This window comes from Cryobacterium aureum (genome assembly GCF_002954245.1).
GTDB lineage: Bacteria > Actinomycetota > Actinomycetes > Actinomycetales > Microbacteriaceae > Cryobacterium > Cryobacterium aureum.
Genome location: NZ_PPTG01000029.1, coordinates 49553 through 67166 on the forward strand (window position 1 = coordinate 49553; position 17614 = coordinate 67166).

Annotated in this window: 20 protein-coding genes and 1 riboswitch; of the genes, 5 read left to right on the top strand and 15 right to left on the bottom strand. The window is 67.1% G+C overall.

Going from position 1 to position 17614, the window contains the following annotated elements:
• Nucleotides 1–18 precede the first annotated feature (18 nt).
• Complete coding sequence (locus tag CJ028_RS11365; protein WP_105035362.1) at nt 19–723, bottom strand: LuxR C-terminal-related transcriptional regulator; 705 nt, start codon at nt 721–723, stop codon at nt 19–21.
• The gene (locus CJ028_RS11370; protein WP_240607215.1) at nt 720–2099 is read right to left on the bottom strand and encodes an ATP-binding protein; all 1380 of its coding nucleotides are present in this window, start codon (nt 2097–2099) and stop codon (nt 720–722) included. The genes CJ028_RS11365 and CJ028_RS11370 overlap by 4 nt, the downstream gene beginning before the upstream one ends.
• A gap of 112 nt (nt 2100–2211) precedes the next feature.
• On the opposite strand from CJ028_RS11370, the gene CJ028_RS11375 reads away from it, so the two are divergent.
• Both CJ028_RS11375 and CJ028_RS11380 read left to right on the top strand, forming a co-directional pair.
• The gene (locus CJ028_RS11375; protein ID WP_161498963.1) at nt 2212–3771 is read left to right on the top strand and encodes a PspC domain-containing protein; all 1560 of its coding nucleotides are present in this window, start codon (nt 2212–2214) and stop codon (nt 3769–3771) included.
• 9 nt (nt 3772–3780) lie between these two features.
• Nucleotides 3781–4230 carry a hypothetical protein gene (locus CJ028_RS11380; protein ID WP_105035365.1) on the top strand — a complete coding sequence of 150 codons (450 nt, stop codon included), beginning with the start codon at nt 3781–3783 and terminating at the stop codon, nt 4228–4230.
• Nucleotides 4231–4257: 27 nt separating this feature from the next.
• On the opposite strand, the gene CJ028_RS11385 is transcribed toward CJ028_RS11380, so the two are convergent.
• Genes CJ028_RS11385 through CJ028_RS11395 form a run of 3 tightly spaced genes read right to left on the bottom strand, consistent with a single transcriptional unit; the run spans nt 4258 to nt 6293 of the window.
• A complete protein-coding gene (locus CJ028_RS11385) occupies nt 4258–5424 on the bottom strand; it encodes a UDP-N-acetylmuramate dehydrogenase (protein ID WP_105035366.1) in 1167 nt (388 codons plus the stop codon).
• A 3-nt stretch (nt 5425–5427) separates the two neighbouring features.
• Nucleotides 5428–5850, bottom strand: coding sequence for a MaoC family dehydratase (locus CJ028_RS11390; protein WP_105035367.1), 423 nt, complete (start codon nt 5848–5850; stop codon nt 5428–5430).
• A complete protein-coding gene (locus CJ028_RS11395; protein ID WP_105035368.1) occupies nt 5847–6293 on the bottom strand; it encodes an FAS1-like dehydratase domain-containing protein in 447 nt (148 codons plus the stop codon). The genes CJ028_RS11390 and CJ028_RS11395 overlap by 4 nt, the downstream gene beginning before the upstream one ends.
• 71 nt (nt 6294–6364) lie before the next feature.
• On the opposite strand from CJ028_RS11395, the gene CJ028_RS11400 reads away from it, so the two are divergent.
• Nucleotides 6365–6814, top strand: a complete 450-nt coding sequence (locus CJ028_RS11400) for a GNAT family N-acetyltransferase (protein WP_161498964.1) — start codon at nt 6365–6367, stop codon at nt 6812–6814.
• Nucleotides 6815–6864: 50 nt separating this feature from the next.
• Here the strand turns inward: CJ028_RS11400 and CJ028_RS11405 are convergent, their stop codons facing one another.
• From CJ028_RS11405 to CJ028_RS11415, 3 genes are read right to left on the bottom strand one after another with little or no spacing between them, the layout of a single operon-like run.
• On the bottom strand, nt 6865–7695 hold the full coding sequence (locus CJ028_RS11405) for a MetQ/NlpA family ABC transporter substrate-binding protein (protein ID WP_105035369.1): 831 nt from the start codon (nt 7693–7695) through the stop codon (nt 6865–6867).
• 26 nt (nt 7696–7721) lie between these two features.
• Nucleotides 7722–8465, bottom strand: a complete 744-nt coding sequence (locus tag CJ028_RS11410; RefSeq protein ID WP_105035370.1) for a methionine ABC transporter permease — start codon at nt 8463–8465, stop codon at nt 7722–7724.
• On the bottom strand, nt 8462–9475 hold the full coding sequence (locus CJ028_RS11415; protein ID WP_105035371.1) for a methionine ABC transporter ATP-binding protein: 1014 nt from the start codon (nt 9473–9475) through the stop codon (nt 8462–8464). The genes CJ028_RS11410 and CJ028_RS11415 overlap by 4 nt, the downstream gene beginning before the upstream one ends.
• 181 nt (nt 9476–9656) lie before the next feature.
• Here CJ028_RS11415 and CJ028_RS11420 point away from each other — a divergent pair, with 181 nt between their 5' ends.
• Nucleotides 9657–10229 (top strand): HEAT repeat domain-containing protein, encoded by a 573-nt coding sequence (locus tag CJ028_RS11420; protein WP_105035372.1) that lies wholly within the window; start codon nt 9657–9659, stop codon nt 10227–10229.
• 21 nt (nt 10230–10250) lie between these two features.
• Here CJ028_RS11420 and CJ028_RS11425 read toward each other — a convergent pair whose 3' ends face one another.
• The 6 genes from CJ028_RS11425 to thiO form a co-directional block, all read right to left on the bottom strand.
• A complete protein-coding gene (locus tag CJ028_RS11425) occupies nt 10251–11147 on the bottom strand; it encodes a PfkB family carbohydrate kinase (RefSeq protein WP_105035373.1) in 897 nt (298 codons plus the stop codon).
• Between the two features lie 155 nt (nt 11148–11302).
• Nucleotides 11303–11467: a hypothetical protein gene (locus CJ028_RS21085; RefSeq protein WP_167395138.1), complete on the bottom strand. Its 165-nt coding sequence runs from the start codon at nt 11465–11467 to the stop codon at nt 11303–11305.
• A 117-nt stretch (nt 11468–11584) separates the two neighbouring features.
• On the bottom strand, nt 11585–12724 hold the full coding sequence (gene moeB, locus CJ028_RS11430; protein WP_105035374.1) for a molybdopterin-synthase adenylyltransferase MoeB: 1140 nt from the start codon (nt 12722–12724) through the stop codon (nt 11585–11587).
• Nucleotides 12725–12729: 5 nt separating this feature from the next.
• Nucleotides 12730–13515: a thiazole synthase gene (locus tag CJ028_RS11435; protein WP_105035375.1), complete on the bottom strand. Its 786-nt coding sequence runs from the start codon at nt 13513–13515 to the stop codon at nt 12730–12732.
• Nucleotides 13512–13754 (bottom strand): sulfur carrier protein ThiS, encoded by a 243-nt coding sequence (gene thiS / locus CJ028_RS11440; RefSeq protein ID WP_240607216.1) that lies wholly within the window; start codon nt 13752–13754, stop codon nt 13512–13514. The genes CJ028_RS11435 and thiS overlap by 4 nt, the downstream gene beginning before the upstream one ends.
• Entirely contained in the window at nt 13751–14962 is a 1212-nt protein-coding gene (thiO, locus tag CJ028_RS11445; RefSeq protein ID WP_105035646.1) for a glycine oxidase ThiO, read from the bottom strand. The genes thiS and thiO overlap by 4 nt, the downstream gene beginning before the upstream one ends.
• A 43-nt stretch (nt 14963–15005) precedes the next feature.
• Here thiO and thiE point away from each other — a divergent pair, with 43 nt between their 5' ends.
• Nucleotides 15006–15650, top strand: a complete 645-nt coding sequence (thiE, locus tag CJ028_RS11450; RefSeq protein WP_105035376.1) for a thiamine phosphate synthase — start codon at nt 15006–15008, stop codon at nt 15648–15650.
• A 28-nt stretch (nt 15651–15678) separates the two neighbouring features.
• Here the strand turns inward: thiE and CJ028_RS11455 are convergent, their stop codons facing one another.
• Nucleotides 15679–17235 carry a bifunctional hydroxymethylpyrimidine kinase/phosphomethylpyrimidine kinase gene (locus CJ028_RS11455; protein ID WP_148666440.1) on the bottom strand — a complete coding sequence of 519 codons (1557 nt, stop codon included), beginning with the start codon at nt 17233–17235 and terminating at the stop codon, nt 15679–15681.
• Nucleotides 17218–17317, bottom strand: a riboswitch (TPP riboswitch). Its footprint overlaps the gene before it by 18 nt.
• Nucleotides 17318–17614: the final 297 nt, after the last annotated feature.

Genomic DNA, 17614 nt, shown 5'->3' on the forward strand with positions numbered 1-17614 from the left:
AGTCATGCCGAACCAGGGCTAAAGCAGCTTGCGCTCCAGCGCCCAGGCGGTCAGTTCGTGCCGACTCGACAGCTGCAGCTTGCGCAGCACGGCCGAGACATGCGTTTCAACGGTCTTGGCCGCGATGAACAGGGTGCCGGCGACCTCCTTGTAGCTGTAGCCGCGGGCGATGAGGCGCATCACCTCGGTTTCGCGGGCGGAGAGCCGGTCGAGTTCCTCGGTCGTCTCGGCCGTCTCCCCGGCGACAGCACCGAAGGCGTCGAGGACGAATCCGGCCAGTCGCGGCGAGAACACGGCATCCCCCTCGGCGACCCGGCGGGCCGCCTCGGAGACTTCGGCTCCGGATGCGCTCTTGGTGATGTAGCCGCGGGCGCCGGCCCGAATGACGCTCACGACGTCGTCGGCGGCGTCGGAGACGCTGAGCGCCAGGAACAGGGTGTGTGGGGCGCGGGGCGCCGCCTCACGGATGACCTCGGCGCCGCCCCCACCGTGCCCGCCGGGCAGGTGCACGTCGAGCAGCACGACTCGCGGCTGCAGGTCGATCACGCGGGCGAGCGCCTCGTCTACTGTCGCTGCCTCACCCAGCACGGTGATGTCGGCGTCGAGTTCGGCGCGAAGTCCTGAGCGAAAGATGGAGTGGTCGTCGACGATGAGTACGCGCAGGCCAGCGGATGCCGCGCTCGGTTCGGTGGCCGCCCGGTCACTCGAATTGTGGTCGGTCATCGCACGCTCGTTTCGGTGTGGTGCTCATCGGTGGTTGGCGCGGTCGTCGCTGCCGGCAGGGTCAGCAGAATCTCGGTGCCGGCGCCGCCCGGACCGGGGCGCACAGCGGCGTTTCCGCCGGCCCGGCGCATGCGCCCGAGAATGGATTCGCGTACGCCGAGGCGGTCTTCGGGAATCTGGTCGAGGCGAAAGCCCGGGCCGCGGTCGGTGACGCTCAGTTCGATGCCGCGCGCCCCCGTCTCGAGGTAGACCGATACCGCGCCGCCGGCATGCCGAGCCGCGTTGAGCATGGCCTCGCGGGCGGCAGCGACGAGCGATTCCGGGGCATCCGTGCTGCTCGAGTTCGCTTCGGGACCGGCCGCCGAACGCACGCCCACCCCGGCGCCGACCGTGACAACCTCGAAGTGCACCGCAAAGTATTCTTCGATCTCCCCGGCGATGCGGCGCAGCGCGGCGGCCAGATCGGTCGCCGGTTCGGTGCCCCCGGAGCGGCTCCCGGTGAACAGCCACTCGCGAAGTTCGCGCTCCTGCGCGCGGGCCAGCCGCGCGGCATCGCTGTGCGGCCCGGCCTTCTGCTGAATGAGCGCGAGGGTCTGCAACACCGAATCGTGCAGGTGCGCGGCAATATCGGCCCGCTCAGCTTCACGGGCCCGCGCGGCGCGCTCGTCGGCGAGGTCACTCCACAGGCGCAGCAGCCACGGTGCGGTCACCACGGCAACACCGAGCAGAACAGATGCCGCCGCCAAAATAACCGTCCACGCGTTCGGGTTGGTTCCGGTCACGAAAAACAGCAGAATGCCCACCGCAACCAACACCAACGCCCCCAGAATGCGCACGAGCAACGCTGAGGATTGCTGAGCAGCACCGCTGCGAATATCGGCGAACTGGCGCCAGGCGAGCGCGGTTCCGGCCAGCACGACAATGGCCGGCACCACGACGGCGAGCGGAATGTCGGCGCCGAGCCGGCTCGCCACGACGGCACTTCCGGCAGCCAGCAGGGCCAGGCCGAGCAGAATCTCGGTGACGGGCGCGGTTCGGCCGGAGTCGGTATCCGCCCGAGAGAACCCACTCCGGCCGATCATGGCCTCGGAACCCGACAGCGCCGCGGGGGCTGCCTGAATCGGGGCAGCGGAAAGAGTGGACGCGACATTCGAGCGGGCGAGGCTCGACTTAGGCAACGGGTCGGCTGCCGCGCCGCCAGAAGGAACCGTCACCCACAGCCAGGCATAGAGCAGGGCACCGAAGCCGCTACAGAAGCTGAGCAGCACCGTGACCAGGCGCACCGTGGCGAGGGGAACGCCGGTGTGCTCGGCGAAACCAGCACACACACCGCCGACGAGGCGGAGCCGGGGCCGGGTCATCCGTTCGGTTCTCACCTGTTCATCCAAGCACGCCCCACCGATAGTGGAGATTCCACGGCCATCAATCAGGGTTCAATCAGGGTCATCCCCCATGGCAGCGGTCTCAGCGCGCTGTCAGACTCGGGTCATGACCGACACACCGCGGGCCCAAACACCTCGCCCCGACCAACTCGCCCGCTTCTTCGACTGGATTCGCGGCAGCGGACTGAACCGGGACGGCGACCGCTGGATCGCCGGCGTCTGCGGCGGCATTGCCGCCCGCACCGGCCTCGACCCCCTCATCGTGCGCGGCATCGCCGTCGTCCTCGCCATTCTCGGCGGACCCATCGTTTTTGCGTACGCCGTCGGCTGGGCACTCCTACCACGCGGCGCCGGCCGCATCTACGCCGAAGATGCCATTCGCGGCCGCTTCGAACCGGCGATGATCGCCATCGGCGCGCTCCTCCTGTTCACCGTCGTACCCCTATTCCGCGGTTTCTGGTGGAACGACCCAACCGGTTTCTGGACCGACAGGCTCTCCGGAGTGTTCTCCTTCGGCTGGGGCCTGGCCGTCACCGCGGGCATCGTCTGGCTGGTCGTGTATCTGGTGCGCCGCGCGAAGAAACCGCGCCCGGCACCCGATTCGAGGCCCGGTTTCGGGCCGTTCGCTCCCCCCGCCGGCCCGACGGGTTCAACCGGCCCGTTCGGCCCTGGCAGCGTCTACGACCCACGACCGACTTCCGGTCCCGACGCGGGCATGTACCCCCAAACGGATGCTGCGGAACCGTCGCCGGATTCCGCCCAGACGAGCACGTCCACCGCGAGCGCGGGCACTGCCGAACCCGACACCATAGCCGCCCCGAACCTGGCTTTCGCAGCCACGGGCACGTCCACGACCGCCTCACCGACCGTCCCGCCGACCACCGGCACATCGTATGCCCCGACCAATCCGTACGCGCCGGACTCGGCCAGGAGCATCCGCTCTGAACAGAATCGAGCCTGGCAGGAACAGAACCGCGCCCGCCAGCAAGCCCACCGCGCCCGGGTTCGCGCCCGCCGTCCCGGTGCCGGCTACAGCGCCATCGTGCTGGGCCTGGCCTTGGCCACCGGCGCCGTGGCTGCCGGTGTGAATGCGAACGGCGTCTGGTCGCCAGACGCGGTCATTCTCGGCGTCGCATTCGCCCTCGGAGTGCTCGCGCTCGGCATCGTCATCGCCGGAATCCGCGGACGCACCGACGGCGCCATGGGCGGGTTCGCCATTCTGGCTGCGGCCACCCTCGTCGTGCTCGGAGTGTTTCCGCAGGGCACCCAATTCTCGGTTATCGGCAACACCGTCTGGTCTCCGAGCGCGAATTCCGCCACGGCAGACCCGACCTCCAGCTACGCCATGATCGTGGGCAACACCACGCTCAACCTAAGCGATTTCGACAACCCCGGTCTCGACGAGCACGCCGTCATCGACGTCTGGCTGCTCGCCGGCGCCACCGACATTCAGCTGCCAGAGGATGCCCCGGTGCGCGTTGAATCGCACGCCCTGGTCGGCGGCGTGGAGTATTCCGGACGCGCTGTTGCCGCTGAAAACGGCGAAAACACGGGCGTGCTCGCCGTCGATGCGCGCACGTTCAATGCGAGCAGCCGCAGCGACGGGCCGCGCGTGCGCATCTGGACCCTCGCCGGTGTCGTCACGCTCAATTCCTCCAACAGCTAGGACCCCACCATGACCACTCCGCTCTTCCCCACGGGCCCCGACGCCGCTCATACCGGCGCGAACACCCCCACCGAAGATTTCTCCGCCACTCCGTGGGCCGGAGGCACGTCCTCGGCCGAATCCAGCGCCGAATCCTCCGCAGCGACGACCGGCGCGACCCTCTCGGAAAACCCGACCGTTCCCTATCCCGAATCGAGAGTTCCGCCGCGGGAGCCCGACTTCTTCGCCCCAAACACCGATCTGCCGATCGCTGCAACTGCGGCTACACACCGCCTGCGCCCGCGCTTCGGTACCATTCTCTGGGGCATCCTGCTGCTGGCCTTGGCCGCTTACATGGTGGTCTTCACGCTGCTTCCGGCGCCGCCGGATCCCACGCTGTGGCTACTCGGCGGCGTGATCGCGGTCGGACTCGGCCTCGTCGTGGCCGGCATCGCCGCTGCCGCTCGCCGCGCCGACTGACGGGCGCCGCACGGGCAATCGGTGGAGCTACAACGTGAGTCCCACCAGCACCGGCTCGGGCTGCAGATTCACGCCGAACTCCGCCTGTACCCGGCCGAGCACGTACCGGGCCAATTCGGCGACTTCCTCGGCGGTCGCCCCGCCGGTGTTGGTCAACGCGAGGGTGTGTTTGCTCGACACGGCCGCCTTCGACCCCGGTAGGCGAAAACTGCGGCCGACGCCGGCATGTTCAATGAGCCAGGCGGCGCTGAGCTTGACCAGGCGCACGGATTCCTCGCCGGGAATGGGCCCGACGCCCATATATTCCTCGAGTGGAATGACTCGGTCGGCCGGCTCCGGCTCGAGTGGCCAGCGCGGAGCATCCGTTGGCAGGGAGCGCGCAAAGGCCTCGGTAACGATCGGGTTGGTGAAGAACGACCCGGCGCTGTAGGTATCGGGGTCATCAGCGTCGAGTACCATGCCCTTGCCCGCCCGCAGACCAAGCACGGTCGCCCGCACGATCGACAACGGCACCCGGTCCCCGAGCTGCACGCCGAGCGCCCCGGCGAGTTGGCCATACTTCAGCGGCTGGCCGAGGGTGCTCCCCAAAACGGATGCCTCGGCCGCGGTATCGTGCAGTTCCAGTTCGATTGCGAGCACGACACCGCGCAGGCCCTGCTTGAGCGCTGAGGTGCGGTAACCAAGGCCCAGGTCGGCGCGCTCGAGACGTTCGACCTCGCCGGTTTCATAGGAGAGAAAGTCGATTGCCACGAGGCTGTCGGAGAGCTCCTGGCCGTAGGCGCCAATGTTCTGCACCGGGGCGGCGCCGCACGACCCAGGGATGCCCGACAGCGCTTCGATGCCGGCCCAGCCGTGATCCACGGTGTAGGCGACGAGGTCGTCCCACGGTTCGCCGGCCTGCACGCGGAGTCGCACCCGATCGGTCGGCCCGGTGACGGCATCCGCTTCGCCCGTGGCTTTACTGTCGAGCACCTCGATACCGCGAGTCACCACCTGGATGACGATGCCGTCGAACCCTTCGTCGGCGACGACGGTGTTGGAGCCGCCGCCGAGCAACAACCAATTCTCGTCCATGCCCCAGACCACGAGGGTCTCGTCGATGAGGTCCTGCTCGGTGACCGGCACCACCCGGGCGGCGGGCGGCCCACCGACCCGAAAGGTGGTGAGCGTGCTCAGGGCAACGGGTTCAATCATGTTTCAGGCCAGGTTGACGCGCGCCTGCGCCTTGCCGAGAACGGTCGCGCCGTTGAACGTCACGGTCAGGTCAATGCGGGCCACGAGGGCGTCAAGGTCGATGGCGCCGACTTTGGCGACCACGGACACCGTGGCGCCGTCAATGGCATCGACGAAGACTGGGCGAGTAAATCGCACCTGGAAGTCGAGAACCCGGGCCGGGTCGCCGGCCCAGTCGACGACCGGCTGCACGGCCAGGCCCATGGTGAGCATGCCGTGGGCGAGCACGCCGGACAGCCCAACCGACTGCGCGACATCGTCGCGGTAGTGAATGGGATTGAAATCACCGGATGCCCCGGCGTAGCGCACGAGGGAATCGCGCGTCAACGGGAAACTCGCCTCGGCGACGACGTCGCCGACAGACAGGTCGGCCAGAACGGGGGTCATTCGTCTCCCCTGACGACGAGGGTGGAGATGGCGGTCACGACGTGCGCGCCGCTCGCGTCAACGATGTTGGACTCGGCGGTAACCATGGAGTGGCCGCCGAGGCTCTTGATGCTCGTCACCGCGAGGGTGGCGGTGAGTTCGTCGCCGGCGACGATCGGGCGGGTGTAGCTGAAGCGCTGGTCGCCGTGCACAACGCGGGTGAAGTCGATGCCGCCATCGGGTTCGGCCAGAAGCTGAGCCAGGGTGGCCTCCTGCACGACCACGGCGAACGTGGGCGGAGCGACAACGTCGTGGTGGCCGGCCGCGCGGGCCGCCTCGGGATCGTGGTTGATCGGGTTGGTCGCGAACACGGCGCGGGAGAATTCGCGCACTTTTTCACGGCCGACAAGATACGGTGCGACCGGCGGAAAGACCCGCCCCTGCAACTCTGGGTTCACTGACACCCGTCGAGTCTACTAAGAGACCTCCCGGCCGATGTCAGGAGCATGCCCCAACAAGGCGCACACTATTAAGCGTGAAATGTGTATCCGTGCGCCTCGGTGACCCCGAGGTAGCCCCTCTTCTGCTTGACCTGCACCGTGAATACGAAACCCGCTACGGCGACGGCGATTCCGTGCACGACGTCGATGGTACCGAGTTCGATCCGCCCACCGGCGGCTTTCTCGTTCTCGTCGACGACACTACGACGGTCGCCGGCGGCGGCCTGCGCCAGTTCAACGCCAGCACCGCCGAGGTCAAGCGCATGTGGACCAACCCGAATTACCGCCGCCAGGGCCATGCTAGAACGATCCTGCGTGAACTCGAATCCCTCGCCCGCGGCCTCGGCTACGAGCGGATGCGGCTGGAAACCGGCTATGCCCAGCCGGAAGCCCTCGCCCTCTACCGCAGCCTCGGTTTCACCGACATCGGCAACTACGGCATCTATGAGCACGCCTCCGGCTTCGAGCTTGATCTAACCCTTTAACCAGCGGATGCCCGCCCACACAGTGTGGCCGAGCATCCGCTTGAACGGGGTTACGCGGTGGGGATGACCAGGCCGCCCCAGGTGTCGGTCATGTACTGCTGGGTCTCGGCCGAGAGCAGCAGCTCGAGCAGCTTCAGCACGCGCGGGTCGTTCTCCAGCTCCGGCGTTGTGGCGAGCACGTTCGAGTAGGGGCTGTCGGTGCCCTCGATCAGAATCGCGTCGTCGGCGCTGAGCCCGGCCGGCAGAGCGAAGGAGATCGTGACGAAGGCGGCATCCACATCGGCGACGGCCTGCGGCAGGGTGGCATTCTCGATTTCGACGAAGTCGAAGTCGCGCGGGTTGGCGGTCACGTCAGCGAGCGTGGTCGGCTTCTCGGCGACCTCGATCAGTCCCTCGGCGGCGAGCATCTCGAGCGCGCGCCCTTCGTTCGACGGGTCGTTCGGAATGGCTATGCGAGCACCGTCTTCGAGGTCGTCGACGCTCGTCACCTTGTCGCTGTAGAACGCGGCGCTCGGCAGGTAGATCGCACCGAGGCTCACCAGGTCGCCGCCGGTGGAGGTATTGAAGGTGTCGAGGAACGTGGCGTGCTGAAACAGGTTCGCATCGATCGAGCCGTCGGTCAGGGCGATATTGGGCGTGGTGTAGTCGGTGAAGTCCTTGTAGACGATCTCGAGTCCGGCTTCGGCGGCGAGGTTGTCCTGCACGAACTTGATGATGTCACCGGCCGGCGTCGCGAGCGCGCCGACGTTGATCGTGCCGAGGCTCGCGGTATCGGTGTCGGTGGCGGCTGGCACGTCGGCGGCGCAGGCCGACAGGCTTAGCAGAGCGGATGCTGCGAGGGCGACGCTGGCGAGACGGCCGGCGCGGGTGGTGAATTTCAAGGTGTCTCTTTTCGTGTCGGGACGAACTAGATGGCTGTGGGGACGGTGGCGCGGCTGCGGGTCGGCCTGCCCCGGTGGGAGAAACGACGGGCCAGCCACGTTGCGAGCCCCTGCAGAATCATGACGATGATGAAGATGAGAATGATGACGGCGACCATGTGAATGGTGCTGTAACGCTGGTAGCCGTACTGGATGGCGACCTGGCCGAGCCCGCCGCCGGCGACCGTTCCGACCATGGCCGAGAAGTTGATGATCGAGGTCACCGTGGTGGACAGACCGAGGATCAGCGTGGAGAGCGACTCCGGCACGAGCACCTTGGCGACGATCTGCCAGCGCGTCGCACCGAGGGACTCAGCGGCTTCAACGAGGCCGGAATCGACCTCCTTGATGGCTATCTCGACCATGCGGGCGAAGAAGGGGATAGCCACGACGGCGAGCGGCACGATCGCGGCGGTCGATCCGATGAAGGTTCCGACGACCAGCCTGGTGAACGGGATCAGCGCAACCATCAGGATGATGAACGGCACCGACCGGCCGAGGTTGACGACGAATTCGAGTACCCGGTTGATGACCCGGCCGAGCGGCCTATATCCGAACGGGGCCTCGAACAGTCCGCCGCGTTCGGTGCCGACCAGCAGGATGCCGAGCGGCAGTCCCACCAGAACGGTGAACAGCACGGCGACACCGACCATATAGAGGGTCTCGCCGGTGCCGACGAGGAGCACCTGAAACAGTCCGGACCAGAAGCCGGGAGCGGTGGGGTCGATCATGCGCGCGCTCCTTCCATGGCTGCGCCGTCGCCGACGATCTCGACGAGCAGTCCCTGCCCGCGTAGGTCGGCGATCGGGGCGGCGTTGGCGAGCGGTGTGCCTGGCAGCTCGAGGCGGGTGCGCCCGGCCTGGTTGCCGCCGATGGTCTCGACGACGGCGCCGAGGATGCTCACGTCGAGGCCGTAGCTGCGAGCCAGTTGGGCGATCACCGGCCGGTCGGCCGAGCCGCCACTGAAGGTGATCTCGATCACGGTGTTGCCAGGGTGCGGCGCAATTTCGCCGAGCGGAAACAGTTCGTGAGCCAGCCGGGAGCCGGGGGTAGAGATGAGCGACACGATCGATCCCTGCTCGAGGATGCGACCATGTTCGAGCATGGCGGCCGAGTCGCAGACCCGCTTGACGACATCCATTTCATGCGTGATCAGCAGCACGGTCAGACCGACCTGAACGTTGATCGTTTTCACGAGGTCGAGGATGGACCGCGTGGTCTCGGGGTCGAGGGCACTCGTGGCCTCGTCGGAGAGTAGAATCTTGGGATTGCCGGCTAGCGAGCGAGCAATGCCGACGCGTTGTTTCTGCCCGCCGGAGAGTTCTGCCGGGTAGGCGCCGGCCTTGTCGGCGAGCCCGACCAGGTCGAGGATCTCGAGCGAGCGCCTTCGGCGCTCGGTGCCGCCGACGCCGGCGATTTCCAGGCCCAACTCGACGTTGCCCTGCGCCGTGCGCCCGGCGAGCAGGTTGAAGTGTTGAAAAACCATGCCGATCTTGCGGCGGGCCAGGCGTAGCTGGTCGGGCGAGAGTCGCGTGAGCTCCTCACCGTCGACGGTGACCGTGCCGCTGCTCGGACGTTCTAGCAGGTTGATCGCGCGAATGAGGGTGCTTTTACCTGCACCGCTCTGGCCGATCACGCCGAAGATCTCGCCGCGGGCCACCTCAAGGCTGACATCATCGAGGGCGGTCGTGGCGGCCGCGGCCGCCCCAAAGGTTTTGAAGACATGTTTGACGGAGATCACTGGGCACCCGGGCCTGGTCGAGGCGCGGTACCCATTTACCGCAACGGTTCCAGTCTGTCGACCGGCCGACGGCCCACCAAATCCCCGGCAGCTCTGTTGCGCCCTATTACCCGCCCGAGATCACGGTCTGCGACCCGTTTCGATGGCTCCGGCGCCTGCGGGGAGGTAGCGTTAGAGGGCTATGCAAAACAAATTGATTCCGCACCCCGACCTTCCGATCGACCTGCCGACCGAGGAACGCATTCGCGCCGCCGTCGCGCACTACGGCGAGAACGTCGTCATCGACAATGCCGTGGCCCTGCTGCGTGCCAAGAACGCCGGCAAAGACTTTCTGCTCTATGCCGGCGGACGCCACGCGCTGGGCATTCTCGAGGGTGCTCCCGCGCTGTACTGGCCCGAGCTGTGGGGCGCCCGCGCTCTGCTGCACGTCTGGGGCGAGCAGGCCGCTCCGTACATCGTCGTCGGCCTGAACAACCAGGCCTGGCGCGTACGCGAAATGTGCGCCAAGGTCGTGCTGTTGCGCGGTCTGCAGGTCGTGCCAAAGCTCGTGCGCCTCACCACTGACGAGCACCCGCGCGTGCGTTCCGCCGCACTGCACGCCCTCGCCGATCAGGGCACCGAAGCCAATATCGCCACGATCGAGGTGCGCCTGCGCGACTCCGACAAGGAGGTGCGCCGCGCGGCCCAGCAGGCTCGCGACGCCATCCGTTCGCGCCTGAAGCTGACCGACGCGGCAGCCGAGCCCGAGGCCTGACCCGCCGCGCGCATCCGCTCGCTACGGTCGGCGGAGCAGCGCACCCTCGTGCCGGCAGGTGGCGGCGGCGGTCAGCATGGCGTCGGCCAGCAGGGTCTGCCAGGCGGCAGTATCCAGGGGCAACCCGCCGTTCACAATCGTGCACACGGATGCCGCGAGCGTCGCGTCCCCGGCACCCATCGTGTCGATGACCGGGCTGTCGAGCTCGGCGATGGGCACGCGGATCAGCCCATTGTTCGCGGATGAGACCGAGGCACCTAGTCGTCCGGCTGTCGCCAACACGGTGCGGGCCCCGGCCTCGACGAGCCGTTCCCGCAGCTCATCGAGCGTGCTGTCGTAGAGCAGATCGGCGTCTTCATCGCCGACCTTGACGAGCAGGCTGCGCACGGCGAGCGCTTCGAAGTTGCGCACGAACCGCGGCCCGTCATGCAACATGCCGGCCCGGGGGTTCGGGTCGATCACGAGGCGGTGCTCCGGGTCGGAGACGCCGGCGGCGAAGGCTTCGGTCTGCGCGGTGTCGTCGAACGGAAAACAGCTCACGACGACGAGCTCGGCCGCCTCGAGCGCGGCGCGCTCGGAAGCACCGAACTCGATGCGGCGCGCTTTCGCAGCGTCGTTGAAGAAGTAGCGGGGCTCGCCGTCGGTACGGTCGGACACCGCCCGCGACGACCCGAGCGGGCCGGAGGTCGCGATGAGCTGCACGCCGTACTGGTCGAGGAATGCCCGAAGCACCGCGCCGTCGGCGTCGTCGCCGACCATCGCGATCAGGGCCGTCGGCACCCCGAGCACGGCCAGTCCGACCGCCACATTCAGGGCGGCGCCACCGGGGAATTCCCGGCTCGTCTCCGAGTCACGCAGTACGTCGATCAGGGCGTCGCCGACGACGACGACACGGGCGGGGGTATTGAGTTCCGGCATGGTCCACTCTCTTCGAAGCCGCGAGGCGGTCGGCACTCACAAGGCTAGACCCGGCTCGTGGCCGGTGCGGCGACAACCGCGCCCGACCAGAACAGAAAGCAGCCGGCCCGAGGAATCCATTCTCCTCGTGCCGGCTGTTCTGGAGCCATGGCGCGCTAGACGCTCTTTCGTCCTGACATCGACCGCATCAGGAACATGATCACCGCGATGATCGCGAGCACGATGCCGACCCAGATCAGGAATTGAAGCGACTGCACCAGACCTCCGGTAATGAGCAGCACCACCGCAACAATGGCCACAATGATGAGTAACGGGTTCATAGTCCGACCTTTCATTTCATGCGCGGGGAGATCCCGATTGCAGCGATACTACCCCCTTGTGGGGGCCGGAAGTAGATGCCGCGTGCGGCATCTACTTCCGTGTCATCACTGCGCGGTTTAGTACGTCGAAAGCGTGGGCTCGATCTCCTTCACCCACGCCAGAATGCCGCCCGCCACCTGATGCACGTGCTCGTAACCGCGACGTTGCAGCTCGGCGAGCACGGCCGCCGAGCGCGGGCCCGCCTTACAGTGCACGACAATGTCACGGTCGCAGGCGAGAACGACCTCCCCCGAGAGGATGCCGCCTTGCGGCACGAGCTGCGCGCCATTGATGTGCACGATGTCGTACTCCTCGGGTTCGCGAACATCGACGAGGTCGAAATCGAGCTCGCCCCGCGCCCGCGCCTCGAGCAGGGCGGCTAGCTGTTGCACGGAAATCGCATCCGTGATCGATGTGCCGCAAAACAGGTCGTAGTCGATCAGCTCGGTGACCGCTGGTGCGGCGGGGTCGCGCGCGATGCTGAATTCGCGCCAGGTCGCGTCGAGCGCGTTGAACAGCACGACCCGGCCGAGCAACGTGCGGCCCACCCCGGTGATCAGTTTCACGGCTTCGGCCACCATCGTGGCGCCGATCGTTCCGCACAACATTCCGAACACGCCACCCTCGTTGCAGCTCGGCACCGAGCCGGCCGGCGGGGCCTCCGGATACAGGTCGCGGTAGGTGGGACCGTGCCGGTTCCAGAACACGCTGACCTGACCGTCGAAGCGCAGAATGGATCCCCAGACACACGGTTTGCCCAGCAGCGCGGCGGCATCACTCACCAGATAGCGTGTGGCAAAGGTATCGGCGCCGTCAACGATCAGGTCATACTGCGCGAACAGGTCGAGAGCATTCTCGGCCGACAGCCAGACATCGTGTTGGTGCACCGAGACGAGCGGATTCAGCTCGACGACCGCCGCCGCCGCGGATTCCAGTTTTGATCGTCCGATTCCCGAGGTTCCATGGATGATTTGGCGCTGCAGGTTGCTGAGATCCACCGTGTCGTGGTCGACGATGCCGAGCGTGCCCACCCCGGCGGCCGCGAGGTAGAGCAGCACCGGCGAGCCGAGACCGCCGGCGCCGATCACGAGCACGCGTGCATTTTTCAGCCTGCGCTGGTTGAGCGCGCCGATTTCAGGAAGGAGAATGTGCCGCGAGTACCGTTCGCGTTCGGCCGCAGTGAGCTCCGCGCCGGGTTGGACGAGCGGCGCGAGCATCCGCTTCACAGGTCGGGCCGCCCGGCCATAGTCGATGACGCCAGAGCGAGCTCACGCCGCGGGATGCGGCCGGCCTGGGCGGCACGGCGGCCCGCGATCACGGCGTGCTTGAAGGCGTCGGCCATGAGTACCGGGTTCTGTGCGCGCGTCACCGCGGTGGCCAGCAGCACGGCATCGCAGCCCAGCTCCATCGCGAGGGCGGCATCAGAGGCGGTGCCGATTCCGGCGTCCAGCACCACAGGAACCCCGGCCCGGGCCACGATCAGCTCGATATTGTGCGGATTGAGAATGCCGAGACCCGTGCCGATCGGTGCCCCGAGCGGCATCACGACCGCAGCGCCCAGGTGTTCGAGCCGCAGTGCAAGCACGGGGTCGTCATTCGTATACGCGAATACCGTGAAGCCCCGCGCGACGAGCTGTTCGGTGGCCTCGACCAGTTCGACCGCGTCGGGCAGCAGGGTCTGCTCGTCGGCGATGACCTCGAGCTTGATCCAGTCGGTTTCGAGGGCCTCCCGAGCGAGCTCGGCGGTCAGTACGGCGTCACGAGCGGTGAAACAGCCGGCCGTGTTCGGCAGCACGCGGATGGAATTCTGCAGCAGCAGCTCGAAGAGCGAGCCGGTGGTCGCCACGCTGTGGCGCCGCATCGCGACGGTGGTCAGCTCGGTTCCGGAGGCACGCAGGGCAGCCCAGAGGCCATCGAGGCTCGGGGCTCCCCCGGTGCCCATGATCAGGCGGGAGGTTAGTTCGACGCCGTCGATCACGAGGCTATCCGGGGTCGTAGGCACGGTCATCCTCCCTGCACGGCGGTCACAATTTCAATCTCATCGCCCGGCGCCAGCCCGGTCGACCACCACAGGCTGCGGGGAACGACCGCGGCGTTGCGGGCCACGGCTACTCCGACGCGGCTTCCGTCGGCTGCACGGCCATCGGTCGCGATCGCCCGGCCGGTGATCTCGGCTACGAGGTCGGTCACAGTGCTGCCCGGTTGAACAGGTCGTTCCTGGCCGTTCACGGCGATGGTTACGGTCACGAGTGACCTCCTTTCAACAAAGCGGATGCGGGAGCGCGGCTGGAAAATCGGTCCGGCCGAAAGGCCCTCCACCGATCGTCGGCGATTCCCTCGATGAGCTGGAGACAGTGCTCGGCGGCGACCGGGGTGAGCAGTACGCCGTGGCGAAAGAATCCGGTGGCGATGATGAGGCCTGGAATGTCGCCGTCCGTGCCCGAATCGACGCGACCGAGGAGCGGCGCGTTGTCGGGAGTTCCCGGCCTGGCGCGGGCGGTCGTTTCGATCAGTTCGAGCTCGCTCACCGCCGGCACCAGCACCTGGGCGTCCCGCAAGAGCTGATAAACGCCGCCGGCCGACACCACGCCCGAGCCGTCTTCGCGCTGCGTGGCTCCGATCACGAGCGTTCCGTCGGTGCGCGGAACCAGATACACCGGCACACCGTGCACCAGTCCGCGAACCGTGCAGGTGAGCAGTGGCTGCAGGGGCTCGGGCACCCGCAGCCGCAGAATATCCCCGTAAACCGGGCGAAGCGGAAGCTTCAGATGCTCTGGCAACCCGTCCAGCGCGGCCGCTCCGAGCCCATTGGCCACGACCACGTCGGTGGCTGTGACCGTGGAACCATCGAAAAGGGCGACGCCAGTGACGCGGGAGGAGGCATCCGCTGAATGCAGCAACCCGCTGGCCTGCACGCGAATGACGGCGTCGTGGCCGTGGTGCGCGAGCTCCAACAGGATGCGCGCGGTGAGCCGGCGCGGGTCGACCTGGTGGTCTTGCTCCACCACAAAGGCGCTCGAGATCTGGGGGCTGAGCAGCGGTTCGAGCACCCGGGCTTCGCGAATGGTGATTGGCTCGACGGCCAGTCCGTTGGCTAGCTGCACGCCGCGCAGGTCGGCGAGCGCCTGCCGGTCGGCCTCGTCGGCACCGACGTTCAGGGTTCTCGTGCGCTGGTATCCGGTCGCGTCGCTATCGGGTCCGAGCGAGTCGATGAAGGCGGGGTACAGCGTCGAGGAGGCGAGCATGAGCTCGAGCAGCGCCTCTTCCTGGTAGTGCAGTTCGCTGACCGCGGCGAGCATTCCGGCCGCAGCAAAGGTGGCACCACCAGCCGGATCCGGGTCGATGACGACCACCGTGCGTCCGGACTGCGCTACCGCCCAGGCGATGCCGAGCCCGATCACGCCGCCGCCGATGACGGCTACGTCGACCGACCGGTGTGAGCGCCGCTCACTCATCGCGTGCACCGAGGCTGGGCCGAAGCCCTTTAGGGTTGGTCGCATGGACCCGATCACCGCCCGGCTGTATCTCTGCACCGATGCCCGCAAGAGCCGCGGCGATTTCGCCGACTTCGTGACGGCGGCGTACTCCGGCGGTGTCGACATCATCCAACTGCGCGACAAGAGCATCGATGCCGCCGAGGAGCTCGACTATCTCAAGATTCTGCGTTCGGTCGCCGACAAGCAAGCACGGCTCTGGGCGGTCAACGACCGCGCGGATATCGCCGTTCTCGCTGGCGCGCCGGTTTTTCACGTCGGCCAGACGGATCTGCCGTTGCCCGCAGCACGCAGTCTGCTCGGCGACGCCGCCCGCATCGGGTTGTCCACCCACACCACCGAACAAGTGGATGCCGCCCTCGTCGCCGACCGTCTCGACTATTTTTGCGTCGGCCCGGTCTGGGCAACGCCCACGAAACCCGGTCGGGCAGCGGTTGGAACCGGCCTGCTGCGCTATGCGGCCGAGCAGAGCGCAGCAGCTGGCAGCGTGCGCCCGTGGTTTGCGATCGGAGGCATCGACCTTCACACCATCGATCAGGTGGTCGACGCCGGAGCTACCCGGGTAGTGGTGGTGCGCGCGATCACCGACGCCGACGACCCGACGGATGCCGCGAGGCGGCTGCTCGCCAGCCTCCCGCCGCTCGGCTAGTCGCACCCAGGTGGTCACCGCGTTCATCTCACGCCCGCACTAACTGCCGAGGGGCATCGAAGAAGTCGAGTTCAAACCGAGCCGAGGTCGCAAACGCCTGACGCATCGCCGCGCGTTCCGCGTTCGACGCCGTCGCTGCCACGTCGTCGGTGAGGGCGATAGCTTGCTTCGTGGCCGCGGCGAATTCCTCATCGGAATACGTCTCCAGCCAAGCGGCATAGGGATGCGCAGTCGTTTCGGTGCGCGACAAATACTCGGCATGCAGGCGGTCACCGACGTCGGCATACAGCCAGAAACAGGGCAACAGGGCGGCGAGAAGCACCGCATAGTTTCCGGCCGCGCCGGCTGCGAGCAGGTGCTCCAGATAGCCTGTCGTCACCGGGCCGGCTTCGCTGGGCTCCGGTTGCTGCCCAAGCCAACTTCGATGCAATTCCAGCTCGACATCGCGGCATCGCGCTGCCGAATCGGCGAGAAAACATTGCGCGCTTGGGGTCGGCGCGAGCTCACTGGCCCGCGCAAGCACGCTCGCGTAGGTGCCGAGATAGAGCGCATCCTGGGCCAGGTAATAGGAGAAATCTTCCTCGGCGAGTGTGCCGCTACCGAGGTCGGTGATGAACGGGAGGTCGAAGATTTGCAGGCGAGTCAGCTCGACGTCTCGCCACAGTGTCGAGCTGAAGGTCGGTGTCGAGCTGAACGCCGCCGAACCGGCGGGAATCGGTGACGCGCCTGCCGAACCGGCGAACAGTCGATGAAAGTGGTGGATCGGGCCGTTTCCCTGGCCGACCTCAAGCTCATCGGCGTGTGCCAGGGCATCGTGTAGCCAGTCTTTCACTTCGGCCAGGGACTGCGCCCAATCACCAGTTCTAGCCAGCACCGTGGCCATCGCCGAGGAGAGGGAGCATCCGGTGCCGTGGGTGTTTGTGGTGCGGATACGTGGCAAGGCGACCTCGACCACGCTCTGCGCAAGCCGCCCGTGGGTGTTGACCAGGGCATCCGGGCAGCTGGTTTCGTTGAGATGGCCGCCCTTGACCAGAACGGTAGCGCCGGTGCTGTCCGACAATCTTTTGCCCTGCTCGAGGGCCTCCGCCCAGTTGGCCGCCGGCGGCTCACCGAGCAAAACGGCCAGCTCGGGAACGTTGGGCGTGACCAGGTCGACCTGCAAAATCAGGTCACGCAGCGCCTGCTCGGCTGCCGGGTCGAGCAGGCGGTCGCCGCTCGTGGCCACCATGACCGGGTCGAGTACGACCAGCGGCGGACGGCACCGGGAGAGCCAGTCGCGCACCTCGGTGATCACATCGAGCTGCGCCAGCATACCGATCTTGACGGCGTCGATGGTCACATCGTCACTCACGGCGTTCAATTGCTCGCGCAGAAAAGCGATCGGCGGGATGTGAACCGAGCGCACCCCGCGCGTATTCTGCGCCACCAACGCACTCACCACAGCCATGCCGTACCCGCCGTTGGCCGCAATGCTCTTGAGGTCGGCCTGAATGCCGGCACCGCCGGTCGGATCCGTCCCCGCGATACTGAGGATTCGGGGAATCTGCCGCAGGGCAAGCTGGGTTCGATCGATCATCCGTGACATTCCTTCGCTAGTACTAACTAGACAGGTTCAACGGGTAGTGATCTCAGCACGCACAGTATGTGCGGCACCCCGTGTCAAGACTCCAGCCTATACGCGGACACGGATCCAGCACGCGACACCGCGGGCGGCCGCGACCGAATCGCGCCCGTCGCGCCCGCCCGCCATTTGCGTGCTGGCTCTAGTCCACCGACTTGCGCTCGCAGAGCGCCCGCGACCAGACGTAACTGGCGGCCACGACGACAATGCACCACTCGACAGCGAACACGGGATTCCACCCGAGCGGGTACCGAGCAGTAGCCCGCGAATTGTCTCGATGTACGGAGTGAAGGGCTGGTACTCCGCGAACCCTTGCAGCCAACCCGACACTGAGTCCGTCGGC